This is a genomic window from Shewanella sp. KCT (assembly GCF_007636505.1).
In the GTDB taxonomy this organism is placed as follows: Bacteria; Pseudomonadota; Gammaproteobacteria; order Enterobacterales; family Shewanellaceae; genus Shewanella; species Shewanella halotolerans.
The window spans coordinates 218,949-234,867 of the sequence record NZ_LVDJ01000007.1 but is presented as its reverse complement, the minus strand read 5'-3'; the positions used below and the strand labels follow the sequence as shown (position 1 = coordinate 234,867).

Annotated in this window: 16 protein-coding genes; 9 read left to right on the top strand and 7 right to left on the bottom strand. The window is 54.1% G+C overall.

Going from position 1 to position 15,919, the window contains the following annotated elements; genetic code table 11:
* The first annotated feature begins 518 nt into the window (after nucleotides 1–518).
* Entirely contained in the window at nucleotides 519–977 is a 459-nt protein-coding gene (locus AYI87_RS12395) for an RNA recognition motif domain-containing protein (protein WP_144202473.1), read from the top strand.
* Between the two features lie 57 nt (nucleotides 978–1,034).
* Here AYI87_RS12395 and murI read toward each other — a convergent pair whose 3' ends face one another.
* Nucleotides 1,035–1,835, bottom strand: coding sequence for a glutamate racemase (murI, locus tag AYI87_RS12390; RefSeq protein ID WP_144202471.1), 801 nt, complete (start codon nucleotides 1,833–1,835; stop codon nucleotides 1,035–1,037).
* 207 nt (nucleotides 1,836–2,042) lie between these two features.
* On the opposite strand from murI, the gene trmA reads away from it, so the two are divergent.
* On the top strand, nucleotides 2,043–3,140 hold the full coding sequence (trmA, locus tag AYI87_RS12385; protein WP_144202469.1) for a tRNA (uridine(54)-C5)-methyltransferase TrmA: 1,098 nt from the start codon (nucleotides 2,043–2,045) through the stop codon (nucleotides 3,138–3,140).
* Nucleotides 3,141–3,234: 94 nt separating this feature from the next.
* Here trmA and fabR read toward each other — a convergent pair whose 3' ends face one another.
* A complete protein-coding gene (gene fabR, locus AYI87_RS12380; RefSeq protein WP_041406854.1) occupies nucleotides 3,235–3,849 on the bottom strand; it encodes an HTH-type transcriptional repressor FabR in 615 nt (204 codons plus the stop codon).
* A 142-nt stretch (nucleotides 3,850–3,991) separates the two neighbouring features.
* Here fabR and AYI87_RS12375 point away from each other — a divergent pair, with 142 nt between their 5' ends.
* From AYI87_RS12375 to mnmH, 3 genes are all read left to right on the top strand, one after another.
* Nucleotides 3,992–5,098, top strand: a complete 1,107-nt coding sequence (locus tag AYI87_RS12375) for a fatty acid desaturase (RefSeq protein WP_144202467.1) — start codon at nucleotides 3,992–3,994, stop codon at nucleotides 5,096–5,098.
* 162 nt (nucleotides 5,099–5,260) lie between these two features.
* Nucleotides 5,261–6,304 (top strand): selenide, water dikinase SelD, encoded by a 1,044-nt coding sequence (gene selD, locus AYI87_RS12370; RefSeq protein ID WP_144202465.1) that lies wholly within the window; start codon nucleotides 5,261–5,263, stop codon nucleotides 6,302–6,304.
* On the top strand, nucleotides 6,304–7,422 hold the full coding sequence (gene mnmH / locus AYI87_RS12365; RefSeq protein ID WP_144202463.1) for a tRNA 2-selenouridine(34) synthase MnmH: 1,119 nt from the start codon (nucleotides 6,304–6,306) through the stop codon (nucleotides 7,420–7,422). Before selD ends, mnmH begins: the two co-directional genes overlap by 1 nt.
* A gap of 58 nt (nucleotides 7,423–7,480) precedes the next feature.
* Here the strand turns inward: mnmH and AYI87_RS12360 are convergent, their stop codons facing one another.
* The 5 genes from AYI87_RS12360 to nudE all read right to left on the bottom strand — a co-directional run bounded on the left by AYI87_RS12360 (nucleotide 7,481) and on the right by nudE (nucleotide 11,933).
* Nucleotides 7,481–9,343 (bottom strand): MFS transporter, encoded by a 1,863-nt coding sequence (locus AYI87_RS12360; protein ID WP_144202461.1) that lies wholly within the window; start codon nucleotides 9,341–9,343, stop codon nucleotides 7,481–7,483.
* Nucleotides 9,334–9,966: a TetR/AcrR family transcriptional regulator gene (locus tag AYI87_RS12355; protein WP_144202459.1), complete on the bottom strand. Its 633-nt coding sequence runs from the start codon at nucleotides 9,964–9,966 to the stop codon at nucleotides 9,334–9,336. Before AYI87_RS12355 ends, AYI87_RS12360 begins: the two co-directional genes overlap by 10 nt.
* A gap of 107 nt (nucleotides 9,967–10,073) precedes the next feature.
* Nucleotides 10,074–10,529: a GNAT family N-acetyltransferase gene (locus AYI87_RS12350; protein ID WP_144202457.1), complete on the bottom strand. Its 456-nt coding sequence runs from the start codon at nucleotides 10,527–10,529 to the stop codon at nucleotides 10,074–10,076.
* Nucleotides 10,522–11,334, bottom strand: a complete 813-nt coding sequence (gene cysQ / locus AYI87_RS12345) for a 3'(2'),5'-bisphosphate nucleotidase CysQ (RefSeq protein WP_144202456.1) — start codon at nucleotides 11,332–11,334, stop codon at nucleotides 10,522–10,524. Before cysQ ends, AYI87_RS12350 begins: the two co-directional genes overlap by 8 nt.
* A 53-nt stretch (nucleotides 11,335–11,387) precedes the next feature.
* Nucleotides 11,388–11,933, bottom strand: coding sequence for an ADP compounds hydrolase NudE (gene nudE, locus AYI87_RS12340; RefSeq protein ID WP_011863938.1), 546 nt, complete (start codon nucleotides 11,931–11,933; stop codon nucleotides 11,388–11,390).
* A gap of 97 nt (nucleotides 11,934–12,030) precedes the next feature.
* Between nudE and yrfG the strand changes: the two genes are divergently transcribed.
* The 4 genes from yrfG (at nucleotide 12,031) to coxB (ending at nucleotide 15,911) form a co-directional block, all read left to right on the top strand.
* Nucleotides 12,031–12,705 (top strand): GMP/IMP nucleotidase, encoded by a 675-nt coding sequence (gene yrfG, locus AYI87_RS12335; protein WP_144202454.1) that lies wholly within the window; start codon nucleotides 12,031–12,033, stop codon nucleotides 12,703–12,705.
* A gap of 118 nt (nucleotides 12,706–12,823) precedes the next feature.
* A complete protein-coding gene (lexA, locus tag AYI87_RS12330) occupies nucleotides 12,824–13,441 on the top strand; it encodes a transcriptional repressor LexA (RefSeq protein ID WP_011863936.1) in 618 nt (205 codons plus the stop codon).
* Complete coding sequence (locus AYI87_RS12325) at nucleotides 13,438–13,947, top strand: cell division inhibitor SulA (protein ID WP_144202452.1); 510 nt, start codon at nucleotides 13,438–13,440, stop codon at nucleotides 13,945–13,947. The genes lexA and AYI87_RS12325 overlap by 4 nt, the downstream gene beginning before the upstream one ends.
* A 398-nt stretch (nucleotides 13,948–14,345) precedes the next feature.
* A complete protein-coding gene (coxB, locus tag AYI87_RS12320; protein ID WP_144202450.1) occupies nucleotides 14,346–15,911 on the top strand; it encodes a cytochrome c oxidase subunit II in 1,566 nt (521 codons plus the stop codon).
* Nucleotides 15,912–15,919 lie beyond the last annotated feature (8 nt).

Sequence of the window (15,919 nt, the reverse complement as noted above, 5' to 3'; positions counted from 1 at the left end):
AATCATGCATTGAGATTTAAATCGTTTTCGATTAACTCAATACCTGTGAGTGTCCACACAGATTACTTGATAAATTGTTAAAGAGCGTTAGCGCATCCCGGTGATTCCCGAGTGGCTAGGGCTGCGTATTCTACGCAATCCCTTGTTCGCGTCAAGCAGTTTTTGCAAACTTTTTGAGGCTTCACTTTTCAGTGCCTGACCACCTTATCGCCTTAGCTACCAAGTGTTTCGACGCTGCGTTGTCTGCTTTGCCGTGTCAGTGGATGCGCATTATAGGCAGTTATGATTTGGGCGCAAGGGCTTTTTAAAGGATCGACGATCGCAAGTCGATCTTTTAATCGCTTCGTTGAATTAAGAAACAAAATGAGGGGAAATCACACAGAATGGATCGGGATCTCGCAATATCAAAGGCCGCTAAAGTTCGTTTTTTCATCAATATGCTAGTGTAATTGCTAATAATTCATTACCATATACGAGCTGTTAACAGTTAATTATCAATTCCTCAGAGAACCTATTATATGCAAAAGCCATTTCTTATTGTTTTGATTGTCGCCATCTTGGGCGCATTGGCAATATCTCAGTTCACACCAGAGCTTTATTCAGCGGTCGCATTTTTTACTGGTGCTATTATTGCGAGTGTTATTTTTACACTTCAGTCATCTCCCGCTAACGCTACCGGAGGCGACACTTATACAGGACCCACAATGACACTCTATGTAGGCAACCTGCCTTACCGTGTGCATGAAGGTGAAGTGAAAGAGTTATTTGGCAAGTATGGTCCTGTTAGCTCGGTCAGATTGGTTCGCGATCGCAAGACAGGACGTCGTAAGGGTTTCGGCTTTATCGAGATGTCAGAGGCGGGTGCCAAGAAGGCAATGACCAAGCTAAACGAATTCGAGTTCCAGGAACGCACTCTCAAGGTTCGTGAAGCTAAATCTCAAGACGCAGAGAAAAACGAAGCAGTACAGGCCAGCTAAATTTAACCCGGCTTAATTGATATTAGAAAGTCAGCTTATATTTAGTAGCGTCATAACCTAGCTGCCTGTTGGCATCAGGCTATCGTGAAAGGCGGTAGCCGATCTGAATCCCCAGGCAGCTAAGGTCTTCCCTAATCCCTCGGAAATACTATCTGTCGTATAGAGCGCCTGGCTCTTACCTATCTCCCCACTCGTGCTCGGCTCGAGCAGGCTCACCACCCTGGCGGCGATGGCGTTAGAGGAATCTAATAGATGCACGTCCTCACCCAAGTAGCTTTGCAACTCCTCTCTTAGAATCGGAAAGTGAGTACAGCCGAGAACCAAGGTGTCTAACCCGGATGCTTTGATTGGTGCGAGGATATGATTCAGTGCCTCGCTATCCACAGGCCGCTGCGCCATCTTATCCTCGGCCAGATAGACCAGCTCGGAGGAGCCAAATCTGTCCACGCGGCAATCACTGGCAAACTGATCGATAAGATCTTGGGTGTATTGGCGATTGACAGTACCGGGCGTTGCCAATAGCCCGAGGTGTTTCTTCTGCGATAACACCGCCGCGGGCTTGATAGCTGGAACCACGCCCACCACGGGCACCTTCAGGCAGGCTCTTAACGCTGGCAATATAAGTGTGCTGGCACTGTTACAGGCCACAACCACGATATCCGCCTGACACTGGATAACCGCCTGACTAATTAAGCTAACGCAACCTTGGATCAGCTCCTGCTCGTCGAGTTCGCCATAGGGTAGCCTGGCATTGTCAAACAGATAACAATAGTTCGCGCTGGGAACTTGCTCTCGCACCGCCGCCAATATCGACAGGCCGCCTACCCCAGAATCGAACACGAGTATATTTGCTGACAAATTGGCTCTCCCATCATAGAAACGCAGACACATTAAAGGGACGATTTTTTCACATTCGCGATAAAAGCTAAAGCCATAGGCCTCACAATTGGCTTTTATGGCAGATTAATCCGGCGGGAAAGTCCACTACAATGTTAGCCACCCCCTAGACATCAACGACAAGTAGTATACTATTTGCGCCCCCAGAGACAGTAACGGTGTTAAGAAATGAATGTAGACGCAATGGATCCCCAGCAATATGACGCACAACTCGATGTGAAACGTCAGAAACTAGCCCAGCTATTTGCCGACTTCGAGACACCCGAACTGGAAGTGTTTGCCTCACAGAAGGCCCACTACCGCATGCGCGCCGAGTTTCGCGTCTGGCATGAGGGTGAGGATCTCTACTATTACATGTTCGATAAGGCGCAGAACCAGAAGGTGCGCTGTGAGCAGTTCTTACCGGCGAGCCAGTTAATCAACGACATGATGCCCGAGCTGATGGCGGCGCTGCGTCCTAACCCAGTCCTGAGACACAAGTTGTTCCAGGTGGATTTTCTCTCTACCCTCAGCGGAGAGATCTTAGTGTCACTCCTTTATCACAAGCAGCTCGATGCCAAGTGGCAAGAGGAAGCTCAAGCGCTGAAACAGGCACTGTCGAGCAAGTTTAAGGTGGACATCATAGGCCGCGCCCGTAAGCAGAAGCTGGTGATGGATCGCGACTTCGTCATCGAATCCCTACCCGTCAGCGGCAAACAGCTTACCTATAAGCAGGTCGAAAATAGCTTTACCCAGCCAAACGGCGAGGTAGCGATCAAGATGCTAGAGTGGGCCATCGACATCACCCGTAATAGCAGCGGCGATCTGTTGGAGCTCTACTGCGGCAACGGTAATTTCTCTATCGCCCTGGCACAAAACTTCAACCGCGTGCTCGCTACCGAGCTGGCCAAGCCATCTGTGGACTCGGCCCAATACAACATAGAGGCCAACCAGATAGATAATCTGCAGATTATCCGTATGTCGGCGGAAGACTTTACCGATGCGCTGGCCAAGAAGCGTAGCTTCAGACGCTTAGAAGGGGTGGATCTGGACAGCTATGACTGCAACACCATCTTCGTCGATCCACCAAGAGCAGGCTTAGATGACAACACACTATCGATGGTGCAGGGCTACGAGCGCATCCTATACATCTCTTGTAATCCCAATACCCTGCTGGACAACCTCAAGGTGTTGGACAAGACCCATAAGATCACCCGCTTCGCACTGTTCGACCAGTTCCCCTATACAGATCATATGGAATCTGGTGTTCTGCTGGAACGTCGTTAATCGGCTAGCTATAAGTCAAACAGTAAAAAAGGGCCCGATGGCCCTTTTTTTGTTGCTCGCTTATCCGATTTATTACCGGCTATCCATTCCCGGCTTAACGATGTTCCATCTTCTGCTGCAGGGACTCAGCGCCCTTAGCCACCATGCGCAGCTGGATCACCAGACGATCGGCCAATATCTTGCGATCGACTCTTTTCATGTCCAGCGCCGCGGCGCCAGCATTGAACACTAAGGTCACTAGGGCCTCCGCCTGGGCTCTTGCCAGTTCGGGGGTGCGCTTGGTGGTCGCCTCGGTGTAGTGCGCTAACTCAGAAATGAAGTGTTCTATCTCTCTCGCCACCGCCGCACGAAACGGCGCCGAGGTACCCGAACGCTCATGCAACAAGATGCGAAAGACGTTGGGGTTAGACTCCAAGACTTCCATAAAGGTATCGACTGAGATACGAATCACGCTGCCGCCGGCCTCGGCGCGCTGACGTCCCTTGCGCATCATCTGTCTCAGGGTCAGGCCGCCCTCATCCACCATGGTAAGCCCCAGCTCGTTCATATCCTTAAAGTGACGATAGAAGGAGGTTGGCGCTATGTTGGCCTCGCGAGCCACTTCCCGCAGACTCAGGCTAGAAAAACTGCGTTCGGCACTTAATTGATTAAATGCGGCATCGACCAAGGCGCGACGCGTTTTTTCTTTTTGCTGTGCTCTGATACCCATCATGATGAATCCACTAGATAAAACTCAATCCGACAATAATACCTTCTTTGGCGCAAAAACGCAGCCCACCTTGACCTGCACCGTGAAGTCAGTAGAATTAGCTTACAGCTGTACGCTCAACCAAGATAACCTGGACATAATAATGAAAAAGCCTCCCCTCATCTGGACCAACATCCTACTCTTTGCCATCACCTTCTTAGGCGCTGTCATTCTGGTGCCTTGGTATGGCATCACCTATGGCTACGGCATGGCGGAATGGGTAGCCTTTGTCGGCCTAGCCTTCGCCAGCGGTCTGTCGATAACCGCCGGATACCATAGGCTCTGGTCACATCGCACCTACAAGGCACACTGGTCGGTACGTTTTCTGTTTGCCTTGGGCGGCGCCCTGGCCCTGCAAAACAGCGCCCTGCACTGGTCGTCGGATCATCGTATCCATCACAAGCATGTGGATGACAACGACAAAGACCCCTATTCGGCTAACATGGGTTTCTGGTACAGCCATATCGGCTGGATGCTGAGGGAGTATCAGGCACAGCGTTATCACGATTATAAGAACGTCCGTGATCTGCAGAATGAGAAAATTGTGATGTGGCAGCACAAATATTATCTGCCGCTCCTCATCATCATGAACATAGGCCTGCCGGCGCTACTAGGCTGGCTCAATGGCGATATCTGGGCCATGTTGCTGATGGCGGGTCTGCTACGTCTGGTGGTCGTTCACCACTGCACCTTCTTCATCAACTCACTGGCCCACATCTGGGGCAGCCAGCCCTACACAGACAAGAACACGGCGCGTGATAACGGCGTGCTGGCGCTGTTTACCTATGGCGAGGGCTATCATAACTTCCACCACATCTTCGAGAACGACTATCGCAACGGCATCCTCTGGTGGCACTATGATCCCACCAAATGGCTGATCAACGCCATGGCCTGGACAGGGCTGGCCAACAACCTCAGGGTCACCCCTCAGGAGCGGATCGAGAGCGCCAAGTTGCAGATGCAACTTAAGAAGGCCCAGCATAAGGTTACACAGCTGGCCAACCACGAAGAGATCCTCGAGAAGATCCATGCGGAATATGAGCTGCTCAAGACCCATATCGCCGATTACTATCAGGCCCATAAGGAGCTGCTGGAAGCCAAGCGCAAACAGCTGACCACACATCAGCTGATGCAGCAGGTAGAGCACCTGAAGCAGGAATTGCTGGCACGCCAGAAGCAGTGGAAGTCCCTCACCACAGGTTTTGCCTAATCCGATCTCGAAAGAGCCACCCCCGGGGTGGCTTTTTTACCCCCTGAAATAATCAGGAATGATAGCGGCCTCCCGCCCTTCATATCTAAGGGCGATTGAAGTAGCGCACCTATGGGTCTATCATGAGCGGCTCTCCACTTCATCCAGAGATAGTTTGCGGTTATGTCAGCAGAAAAGATTAAACTCACCGAATACAGCCACGGCGCAGGCTGTGGTTGCAAGATTTCACCTAAGGTACTGGGCACTATACTCGCCTCTCAGCTACCCAGCTTTGACGACCCCAACATCCTGGTAGGCAATCAGACCCGCGACGATGCCGCCGTATATCGACTCAACGATGAGACAGGCATCATCAGCACCACTGACTTCTTCATGCCGATCGTGGATGATCCCTTTACCTTCGGACGTATCGCCGCCACCAATGCCATCAGCGATATCTATGCCATGGGCGGCACTCCCATGATGGCCATCGCTATTTTGGGCTGGCCGGTGAATGTTTTACCTGCCGAGATTGCCCAGCAGGTAGTCGATGGCGGGCGCCAGGCCTGTAAGGATGCCGGCATCATGTTGGCTGGCGGCCACAGTATCGATGCGCCCGAGCCTATCTTCGGTCTCGCGGTGACCGGGCAGATCCCATTAGACGAACTCAAACAGAATGATACCGCCAAGGTGGGCGACAGGCTATTCCTGACCAAGCCCCTCGGTATCGGCATACTAACCACGGCGCAGAAACAAAAGAAGCTGGCAGACGAGGATATCGACATCGCGCCGGGTGCCATGTGCCAGCTCAACAAGATTGGAGCGGCAATCGCCAAGATCCCGGGGGTTACCGCCATGACGGATGTCACCGGCTTTGGCTTGGCTGGCCACCTGATCGAGATGTGCCAGGGCGCCACGCTGGCGGCCAAGATAGACCTAGCGGTTCTGCCTATGCTGCCCAAGGCGATGGACTACCTCAAGCTTGGCTGTATCCCCGGCGGCACCCATAGAAACTACGACAGCTACGGCGAACATCTGCCAGAGGTGAACGACGTGCAGAAAGCTCTGCTGTGTGACCCACAAACCAGCGGTGGTTTGCTGATTGCCGTATCTAACAGCCATGAGGCCGAGCTACTGGCACTACTGGAAAAAGAGGGGCTGCCGACCCAATGCATCGGCCACTTGGTACCGCAAACTGAGTCGCAGCCATTGGTAGAGCTGATCTAATGGATAATCATCAATTGGCTAACGTCATTCCAGCAAGCGAATATGGCCGTATCCTGGCCAGCGGCCATCCCATCATGGATGTGCGCGCGCCGATAGAGTTCACCAAGGGCGCCTTTCCCGCCAGCAGCAACCATCCCCTGATGCGCGACGATGAACGGCAGAAGGTGGGCACCTGCTATAAGGAGCACGGCCAGGATGCCGCCATCGCTCTGGGTCACTCACTGGTGTGTGGCGAGGTTAAACAGCAGCGGGTCGATGCCTGGCTCGCCTATCTCGACACCCATCCCGAAGCCTATCTCTATTGCTTTCGCGGCGGCCTACGCTCTCAACTGACCCAGCAATGGCTTGCCGAGGCCGGCAGAGACGTCCCCTATATCCAGGGCGGCTACAAGGCGATGCGCCAGTTCCTTATCGACACCATAGACAGGGCGCCAGCGGTGAAACCTATGCTGATCCTCAGCGGCATCACCGGCAGTGGCAAGACAGACTTTCTGTTGCAGCGCCAGGAGGCTGTGGATCTCGAAGGGCTGGCCCATCACAGGGGATCCAGCTTCGGCCGCTATCATGAGGAGCAGCCGACGCAGATCAACTTCGAAAACAGTCTGGGCGTTGCCCTGCTCAGACACCAACAGAGCCCGGCGAAAATCCTGCTGTTAGAAGATGAGAGTTACCTTATCGGACGCTCGGCGCTGCCCAAAGCCTTCTACATGGGAATGCAAGCTGCCAGCGTGGTCATCCTGGAGGAACCGCTGGAGGCAAGGCTGACACGTCTGCTGGACGAATATGTCCACAAGATGCATAGAGGTTATGTTGAGCGTCTGGGCGAAGAAGCTGGCTTTGAAGCATTTGCCGAGTACCTGGCCAACAGCATCAGTGGCATCCAGAAACGCCTGGGCGGTAAGCAGCATGATGAGTTACAGCAGATGATCAGAGACGCATTAGCCGTACAGATACAACGCGGCGATACCCAGGCGCACCTCGAATGGATCGCCCTGCTGTTGAGCAAATATTACGACCCCATGTATCAGTATCAGATTGGCAAGAAGGCCGACAGGGTGATCTTCCAGGGCGACCATCAGGCCATGCACCAGTGGCTGGATGAATACGCCACTCGCTAGCAAACAAAAGCCAGGCATCAGCCTGGCTTTTCGCTATCTAATCTAGGGCCGCAAGCGGCTAGGATGCGGGCAACATGGCCTCGACCCGCTCACGCAGCAGATGGCGGTTAGCCTCTGTGCCCGACACCACATCATCCAGATCCACGGAGATCTTAGACCAGAAGCGCTTTGGCCTGGTACTTAGGGCATGGCCATCCTTGTGGCTGAAATAGGAACCCCAGAGGCCGTTGAGGGCCATAGGGATCACAGGCACAGGATCGCGGGCGAGGATCTTGTCGATACCGGGACGGAACTCGCCCAGCTCACCATTAGGCGTCAGACGCCCCTCGGGAAAGATACAAACCAGCTCGCCATCGGCCAGCGCCTGATGGATAGACTCGAACGCCTGATTATAGGTGGCCTCACTCTGACGCGGCGAACAGATGGGGATCACCCCCGCATGACGAAACAGATACTTGAGCAGCGGCATCTCGCTGATAGATTTATCCATCACGAAACGGATAGGGCGGGTCGAGGCGCCCATGATGATCAAGGCATCCACATAGCTCACATGGTTGCACACTATGATGCCGGCGCCTTCGCTGGGCAACTTGTCACGGCCGGTAACCGTCACGCGATACAGGATATGGCTCAGCAGGTAACTGACAAATCTCTGGGTAAACTCGGGCACCTGGCTATAGACATAAAGGGCGACGACGGCATTGAGCAACGCCAACAACAGGAAGAGCTCTGTGATCTGCCAGCCAAACACCTCTAGCAGCATGATAGACATGACCGCCGAGACCACCATGAACAGGGCATTCATGATATTGTTCGCGGCGATCGCCTGAGCACACTCGCCCCTGTCGGCGCGCGACTGAATAAAGGCGTACAGGGGCACGATAAACAGACCGCCGCTCACCCCCACCATAAACAGGGCAAACATCACCCGATAGTGCTGTGACTCGGCGATGAAACTGCTGAAGCTATAGATGGTCTCGACTTGTGCGGGCAACTCGGGCAACGACCACAGCAGATCCACACCAAACAGAGTTAGCCCAGCCACGCCGAAGGGCAGCAGCCCCAGCTCCACATGCCCGAAGGAGAAGCGCTCACACAGGAAGGAGCCCGCCGCAATACCTATAGAGAAGAGCGCCAACAGGAGTGAAACCACGGTTGCATCGGCGTGCAGATGCAACTTAGCAAAGTTGGGGAACTGGGTCAGATAGGTCGCCCCGAGGAACCAGAACCAGCTGATCGCCAAGATGGCCATCCAGATACTCGGCGTCTTCCTCACCTTGGCGATGCTTCGCCAGGTGCCAGACAGAGGTGCGAAACGTATCTTAGTGACATTTCCCTGCGGCGGCATGGCAGGAATCGCGCGGCTGCTCAGATAACCCGCCAGCGCCAACACGAATACGGTCGCCGCCGTAATGATCGCCCCCTTGTCGCTGGCCACCAAGAGACCGGCACTGAGGGTACCTATGAGGATAGAGAGGAAGGTGCCCATCTCCACCCAGGCATTGCCCGTCACCAGCTCATCTTCCGCCAATGCCTGAGGCAAAAGCGAGTATTTTACCGGCCCGAAATAGGCCGACTGGCTACCGGTTAAGAAGAGCAGCAACAACATCATCATGTAACTCTGGGTCAAGATCGCCATGGCGGCGCAGGACATGATCACCAGCTCGAGCTGCTTTAAGCGCCTGATCAACTTGGCCTTGTCCATGTTATCGGCCACCACACCCGCGTGGGCAGAAAACAGGAAGAAAGGCAAAATAAACACGCCGGCGGCGAGGTTAACAAACAGATTGACGCTGATGGGCAGGCTCTCTATCTGGCTGTAGGTCACCATCAGGAGCAGCACATTCTTGTAGATATTATCGTTGAGCGCGCCCAGACACTGGGTCGCAAAATAGGGAAAAAACCGCTTGGTTAACAACATAACGCCTCCTTGTGATAACCCAATCCTTTAAGTTGTACCGCGAGATGATGACTAATGGCCTGCTCAATACTGATCCCGGGGGCAAAGAGCTTATCGTCCAGCGACAGACTCACCAGGCCATGGACGCCGCCCCACAGGGCGCGGCTCGCCAGTAGCAGTTGCTCAGTTGAAAGCTCGGGCAGCAGACGCGCCAGGCAAGCCTCAATCAGGCCAAACAGCTGCGCGATTAGCTGGGCATGGTGCTCGCTCAGCCCCTGCTCATCGGTTGCCTTAAGCTCGAAGATCAGCTGAAACGCCCTTGGCTGCGCGAAGGCAAATTGCTGATAGGCCGCGGCCATCGCCTCAAGCTGACTCGACTCAGACGCTTGGCTTTGAATCGGGTCAGCTTGAGCGCTAGCGGCCAGGCGCCGATACAGCTCGTCCAGGGTTAGTTCGGCAACCGCCAGCAATAAGCCCTGATAGCTACCGAAGAGATTCACCAGGGTGCTGGGCACATAACCTATGGCCGCCGCCACCTTACGAAGGCTAAGACTATCGAGCGGCTCGACCTCCAGGTGGCGAAGCACCGCGGTGGTCGCCATCGCCCGGATCTCATCATGAGTATGTTCTTTGCGTCTTGCCATCTCGGCTCCATCGCGCTGTTAATTTGTGCTCAAGTTACCAGCAAGCAAAATAAAAAACAATGTTCACAATAAGATTATTTTTCACCGGGTAGGTAATAAGTAGGATTTTATCGATGGAGTATCATGAGGATCCTGTCTTCGCCCGGGCCGAAATAATCGGCTTCCAGCCCCTGCTCGACAAAGCCCAGCTTGGCATAGAGGTGTCTGGCGGGATTCTCCGGCGCTACCGTGAGTTTTACCTGGGTCACGCTATCTGGCAGCGCACTTAGGGCATCGGTGATCAGGCGACTGCCTATGCCCCGACCCTGAGCGGCATCGTCGACGGCCACAGAGAGGATCCAGGCGCAGTCGGCCTGTTCACTCCTTGCCAGCAAGATGTAGCCGAGTAGGCGATCAGTGTCGTCGCAGGCGACAAGCAGCCCGCTCGGCCAGCAATCGAAGCTCTGACGAAAGAAAAAATCCGGGTAGGCATGGTCGCCAAAGAGCCCCTGCTCGAGGCGATAGATCCCTGGCAGCTGAGTCTTACAAGCCGCCTCGACACTGATAATGCTTGGGTTATTCACCGGTTAACAGCTCATCCCATGGCAGGTGAGTCGAGCCCACAACGATAAAATTGGGGTTCTCCAGTGATTCGCGCTCGTTGTAGCTCAGCGGCTGCAGCTCGAGGTCCATCACCTGACCACCGGCCTCTTCGATGATGATCTGCGCCGCACCTGTGTCCCACTCGCCGGTTGGGCCGATGCGCACATAACAGTCGGCGCGGCCCTCTGCCACCAGGCAGCTCTTTAGAGCCGCACCGCCAAGCACCACGAGTTCACAATGCTTAGGATGATTGAAGAGCTTCAACACAGATTGAGGATCCTGACGGCGGCTCACCGCCAGACGCAGGCAGGGCTCATCGTCTTTGGTCAGCTGCTTGCTGGCGATACGCACCTCGCCCTTGCTGCTGCGCTTGTAGGCACCCAGACCTGCCACGGCATAGTAGACCACACCCGTCATGGGCACATAGACGATCCCCATGATGGGGCGGTTGTGCTCGACCAGGGCGATGATCACCGAGAAGTCGCCGCTACCGGCGATAAACTCACCGGTACCATCGAGAGGGTCAACCAACCAGTAACGCTGCCAGTCGGCGCGCAGGGAGAAGGGAATGTCGGCCGCTTCTTCTGAGAGGACGGGGATCTCAGGGGTAAGGCTGCTTAGCTGGGAAGAGATGATCTTATGGGCCGCGATATCGGCTGAGGTTACCGGGGTATTGTCGGATTTCACCTCTTTGTCAAAACTGCCCTCGAGGTAGATACCTTTGATGGCCTCACCCGCCTCGATGGCAATCGAAATCGCCTGCTCAACATACTCTTCTGGCTTCATCACAACTCCAACAGCCTACATCTGGCAATGCCTAATATGAAAATTTGAATTAACTACTTTAGTTTTAGATGTTTCTGTGCCAAAAACAAGGCGCTAACGCTTCGAGATTCGGAAAAATCATCTTCTAATAACAGCTCAGACCACTGGCTCAATGGCCAGCGTACCACCTCTATGGGTTCAGGCTCGTCACCCTGCAATCGACTCTCATACAGATCTTCGGCGACGAAGATCTGCATCTTGCTGGCAAAGTAGCCAGGCGCCAGGCTCAACTCCATCAGATGGGTCAGCTTACGGGCGCCAAAACCTATCTCTTCCTGCAGTTCACGGTTGGCCGCCTCGGCATGAGTCTCGCCGGGATCCACCAGGCCCTTGGGAAAGCCCAGCTCATAGCTGTGGGTGCCCGCCGCATATTCGCGCCCCAGCAGTAACTCCTCGCCATGCACAGGCACAACCATCACGGCGCCGCGGGCGTTGCCCTTCATGCGCTCATACTGACGCTCAACCTGGTTCGAAAATTTTAAATGCACCTGCTCTATCTGAAACAGACGGCTCTGGGCAACAACTTCGGCATGTAGGATCTGCGGCTTTTTGTCCGGCATGAAACTTCCTGATAAAAATGGCGTTTGCTTAACCACTCAATCTTACTATGATGGGCCTAATCCACAACTCAAACCAAGGAATTTTTTTACTCGATTTATGTTTCCCTGGAATAAGATAGATACCGTGCTGCTGGATATGGACGGCACCCTGTTGGATCTGCATTTCGACAACCATTTCTGGCTCAGTCTGGTGCCTCAGGCCTTGTGTGAACAAAGGCAGATCCCTAAGGCCGACGCCCAACAACTAGTGGAGACAGCCTACGCCAAGGTCTTCGGCACCCTGGAGTGGTATTGCCTGGAATATTGGCAACAGGAGCTGGGTCTGGACATTCTGGCTTTGCACCACACTCTGGTCGACCGGATCCAGCTGCGTCAGGACAGCATGCCCTTTCTCACCGCACTGGCCAGACACAGCAAGCGGCGCATCTTGGTCACCAATGCCCATCCCCACAGCCTGGCGCTGAAACTCGAGCATACAGATCTGGCTAACGGGCTCGATGAGATGCTCTCGAGTCACGCAACCGGCTATCCCAAGGAACACCCACAATTTTGGCGTCACCTGTTTAGTCAGTTTTCCCTGGATCCCAGCCGTTGCCTGTTTATCGACGACAGCGAGCCCATACTGCAGGCGGCCAAGCAGGCCGGCGTTGGCTACCAGCTGGGGATCAAGAATCCCGACAGCCAGAAGCCTCACAAGCAGTTTGCCGACTTCCCGGCCATCGACGATTACCATCATCTACTGCTCTCACTTGAACAGACGCATCTCGGCTAATCAATCACACTTTAGGCGCTAATCGCTTGATGGGATTGGGAGAAAATCTGGTTAATACTTGCACTGTATAAAATACTGTATATACTGACAGGTACTGTATGGAAAGACAGGATTAATCATGAGACCCTTAACCCCAAGACAAGCCGAGATTTTAGATCTGATAAAACGCAATATAGCCGACACGGGCATGCCGCCTACCCGTGCCGAGATTGCGCGTCGATTAGGCTTTAAGAGCGCCAACGCCGCCGAGGAACACCTCAAGGCCCTGGCCAAGAAAGGCTGCATCGAGATCATGCCCGGCACCTCACGTGGCATCAAGCTGACCCAAGAGGAAGAGCCTGAAGATCTCGGCCTGCCCCTCATAGGTCAGGTGGCCGCCGGTGAGCCTATCCTGGCCCAAGAGCATGTGGAACAACACTATCAGGTTGACCCTAGCATGTTCCGCCCCAGCGCCGACTTTCTGCTGCGCGTCAGGGGTGACAGTATGAAAGATATAGGTATTCTCGAGGGCGACCTACTGGCGGTACATAAGGTCGAACAGGCAAGAAACGGCCAGATAGTCGTGGCCCGCGTGGAAGATGATGTAACGGTTAAACGCTTCGAGAAACGTGGCAGTACCGTCTATCTGCATGCCGAAAATGAAGAGTATTCCCCTATCGTGGTGGACCTCACCACCCAGAGCCTGAGCATCGAAGGCCTGGCCGTCGGCGTTATTCGAAATGGAGACTGGCAATGAACAACCTAATGGGTATGGCGCCACGCCATCCAGGACTGTGGGTCGATCTCGACAGCTCACTAAAGCGCGGCGATGGCAACACTATCTCGACTACGGCAAGTTCGACCCAGGGCAAGCAGGAGCTGCAGGCCCTCACCCCGGAACTGGCTCGACTCAGTCAGCAGGGACAATGGGTGGTGTTAATCAGCCCACCTAATATAGGCTACAAGCAGATGCTGGCCGACGGCGGTGTGCGTATGGATCGCATCCTCTTGGTACACACCAAGGATGAGGTCGAAACCCTGTGGGCGATGGAAAAAGCCCTCACAAGTGGTACATCCAGTGCGGTGATCTGCTGGGCACAAACCCTGGATGCCCGTGACAGTCGTCGCCTACAGATAGTTGCCAAGAATACCCGCGCCCTGGGGGTGGTAATCGAAGATGCGAATGGTCACTTACCTGCCAACCCTTTTCCCCAAGAGGATCTCGGCGGCCAGACCTTGAGTCTGTTCAGTTCGCTGCATTGATATTCCGCGCTTTACCTTTCCATACAGACGCCCCGCCAGGGGCGTTTTTGTGTCTGTTTTGTTTAGAAAAATAAAATAAAAGTGATCTTGATCAATATTTAAACAGCCATTAAGTTAGTAAGAGATATCAACGATTATTTGTTATATCGCACAATTTGGTTGTCGGCTTGAGCGGCGAAAATGAACCTGTAATACCTCGCCCACAGAAGCTGAAATTGGTCTGATATATTCAGCCGTAAGTGCAAGCGTGGTCACCACCAGCAGAACAAGAGATTCACCACCGACGCACTTTGAAGTCATCGTTGCTTTTTTGGGAACTGAAGAGTTTGCATAGAGCCGAGACATACTGTGTGGCTCTTCTTTGTAGTTGCCTTCGCAATTGACAGAGGAGAAGTCTAGTGAAGCAAGTGTTGTGTTGTTTGCTGGCGTTGCTATTTACGCCCACCATACTCGCAGCAGATATGCCCCTGAATATGACATCAGGGGTCACAGAGATCAGCAATAAGGTGTTTAGCCTTCATATGACGATTCTCTATATCTGCTGTGCCATAGGCCTAGTCGTCTTTGGGGTGATGATCTACGCCATCATCAACCATAGGCGCTCCAAGGGTGCCGTCGCGGCAAACTTTCATGAGAGCACTAAGGTAGAGATCGCCTGGACGCTCGTTCCTTTTGTCATCTTGATCCTCATGGCCATCCCGGCCACCAAGACCCTCATCGCCATGGAAGATCCCAGCAATGCCGATCTCACCATCAAGATCACAGGTTCCCAATGGAAATGGCACTACAGCTATTTTGACCAAGACATCAGCTACTACAGCCTGCTGGCGACCCCCAGAGAACAGATAGAAGGTAAGGAGACCAAAGGCGAACACTATTTGCTGGAGGTCGACAAGCCACTGGTGCTGCCGGTCAATCGTAAGATCCGCTTCCTGATGACCTCGGAGGATGTGATCCACTCCTGGTGGGTACCGGCCTTCGCGGTGAAGAAAGACGCTAACCCAGGCTTCATCAACGAGGCCTGGACCCGCATCGACAAGCCAGGCATCTACCGTGGCCAGTGCGCCGAACTTTGCGGTAAGGATCACGGCTTCATGCCAATCGTGGTGCAGGTACTTTCTGAAGCCGATTTCGACAACTGGATTGTCGAGCAGGAGGCACAAGCCAGCGCGGCCGCCGCCGAGGCGCAAGCAGCCTTGTCGAAAACCCTGTCGAAAGAAGAGCTGATGACCCAGGGCGAACAGGTCTATATGGCCCGCTGCGCCGCCTGCCACCAGCCAAATGGTGCCGGCTTACCTGGCGTCTTCCCGTCACTCATAGGCAGCCCAATCATCAAGGGCCCTGTCGCCGATCACCTAGATGTGGTGCTACATGGCCGCTCCGGCACAGCGATGCAGGCCTTCGCCCAGCAGCTGACCGCTACAGAAATAGCCGCCGTGGTCACCTTCGAGCGTAATGCCTGGGGTAACGACACGGGCGATACGGTGCAGGCAGCCGATGTCAACCAGGCAAACTCAGGCGCATCGAGCGGCGCTAATACAGGAGCAGATGCAGCTGCCGAAGCGGTTCAATCTATGCCTACCCCAACGGCCGAATCCAGTGCGGCAGCAAGCTCAGCCGCCGAGGAATCTCAACCACCTGTGTTAGACGATCTGACCATGGATGAACTGATGGCCAAGGGAGAGCAGGTTTGCATCGGTCACTGCGCCGCTTGTCATCAGGCCACAGGCATGGGATTACCCGGCGCCTTCCCGGCTCTCAAAGGCAGCGCCATCGCCACAGGGCCAGTTGAGAATCACCTAGACATAGTGCTTCACGGTAAGCCTGGCACCGCCATGCAGGCCTTCTCCAGTCAGTTAACGCCACAGGAGCTCGCCTCGGTGATCACCTATGAGCGCAACGCCTGGGGTAACAACACAGGCGACATGGTTCAGGCAACAGACGTCAATCAACAGGGTCAATAGGGAGGCAT

What these genes read in the sequence shown, in the direction of transcription:
- AYI87_RS12375 (WP_144202467.1), top strand. Translation starts at nt 3,992, where the DNA reads ATGAAAAAGCCTCCCCTCATCTGGACCAACATCCTACTCTTTGCCATC.
- fabR (WP_041406854.1), bottom strand. Translation starts at nt 3,849, where the DNA reads ATGGGTATCAGAGCACAGCAAAAAGAAAAAACGCGTCGCGCCTTGGTC.
- AYI87_RS12325 (WP_144202452.1), top strand. Translation starts at nt 13,438, where the DNA reads ATGAACAACCTAATGGGTATGGCGCCACGCCATCCAGGACTGTGGGTC.
- selD (WP_144202465.1), top strand. Translation starts at nt 5,261, where the DNA reads ATGTCAGCAGAAAAGATTAAACTCACCGAATACAGCCACGGCGCAGGC.
- yrfG (WP_144202454.1), top strand. Translation starts at nt 12,031, where the DNA reads ATGTTTCCCTGGAATAAGATAGATACCGTGCTGCTGGATATGGACGGC.
- cysQ (WP_144202456.1), bottom strand. Translation starts at nt 11,334, where the DNA reads ATGAAGCCAGAAGAGTATGTTGAGCAGGCGATTTCGATTGCCATCGAG.
- nudE (WP_011863938.1), bottom strand. Translation starts at nt 11,933, where the DNA reads ATGCCGGACAAAAAGCCGCAGATCCTACATGCCGAAGTTGTTGCCCAG.
- trmA (WP_144202469.1), top strand. Translation starts at nt 2,043, where the DNA reads ATGAATGTAGACGCAATGGATCCCCAGCAATATGACGCACAACTCGAT.
- AYI87_RS12395 (WP_144202473.1), top strand. Translation starts at nt 519, where the DNA reads ATGCAAAAGCCATTTCTTATTGTTTTGATTGTCGCCATCTTGGGCGCA.
- AYI87_RS12360 (WP_144202461.1), bottom strand. Translation starts at nt 9,343, where the DNA reads ATGTTGTTAACCAAGCGGTTTTTTCCCTATTTTGCGACCCAGTGTCTG.
- AYI87_RS12355 (WP_144202459.1), bottom strand. Translation starts at nt 9,966, where the DNA reads ATGGCAAGACGCAAAGAACATACTCATGATGAGATCCGGGCGATGGCG.
- mnmH (WP_144202463.1), top strand. Translation starts at nt 6,304, where the DNA reads ATGGATAATCATCAATTGGCTAACGTCATTCCAGCAAGCGAATATGGC.
- lexA (WP_011863936.1), top strand. Translation starts at nt 12,824, where the DNA reads ATGAGACCCTTAACCCCAAGACAAGCCGAGATTTTAGATCTGATAAAA.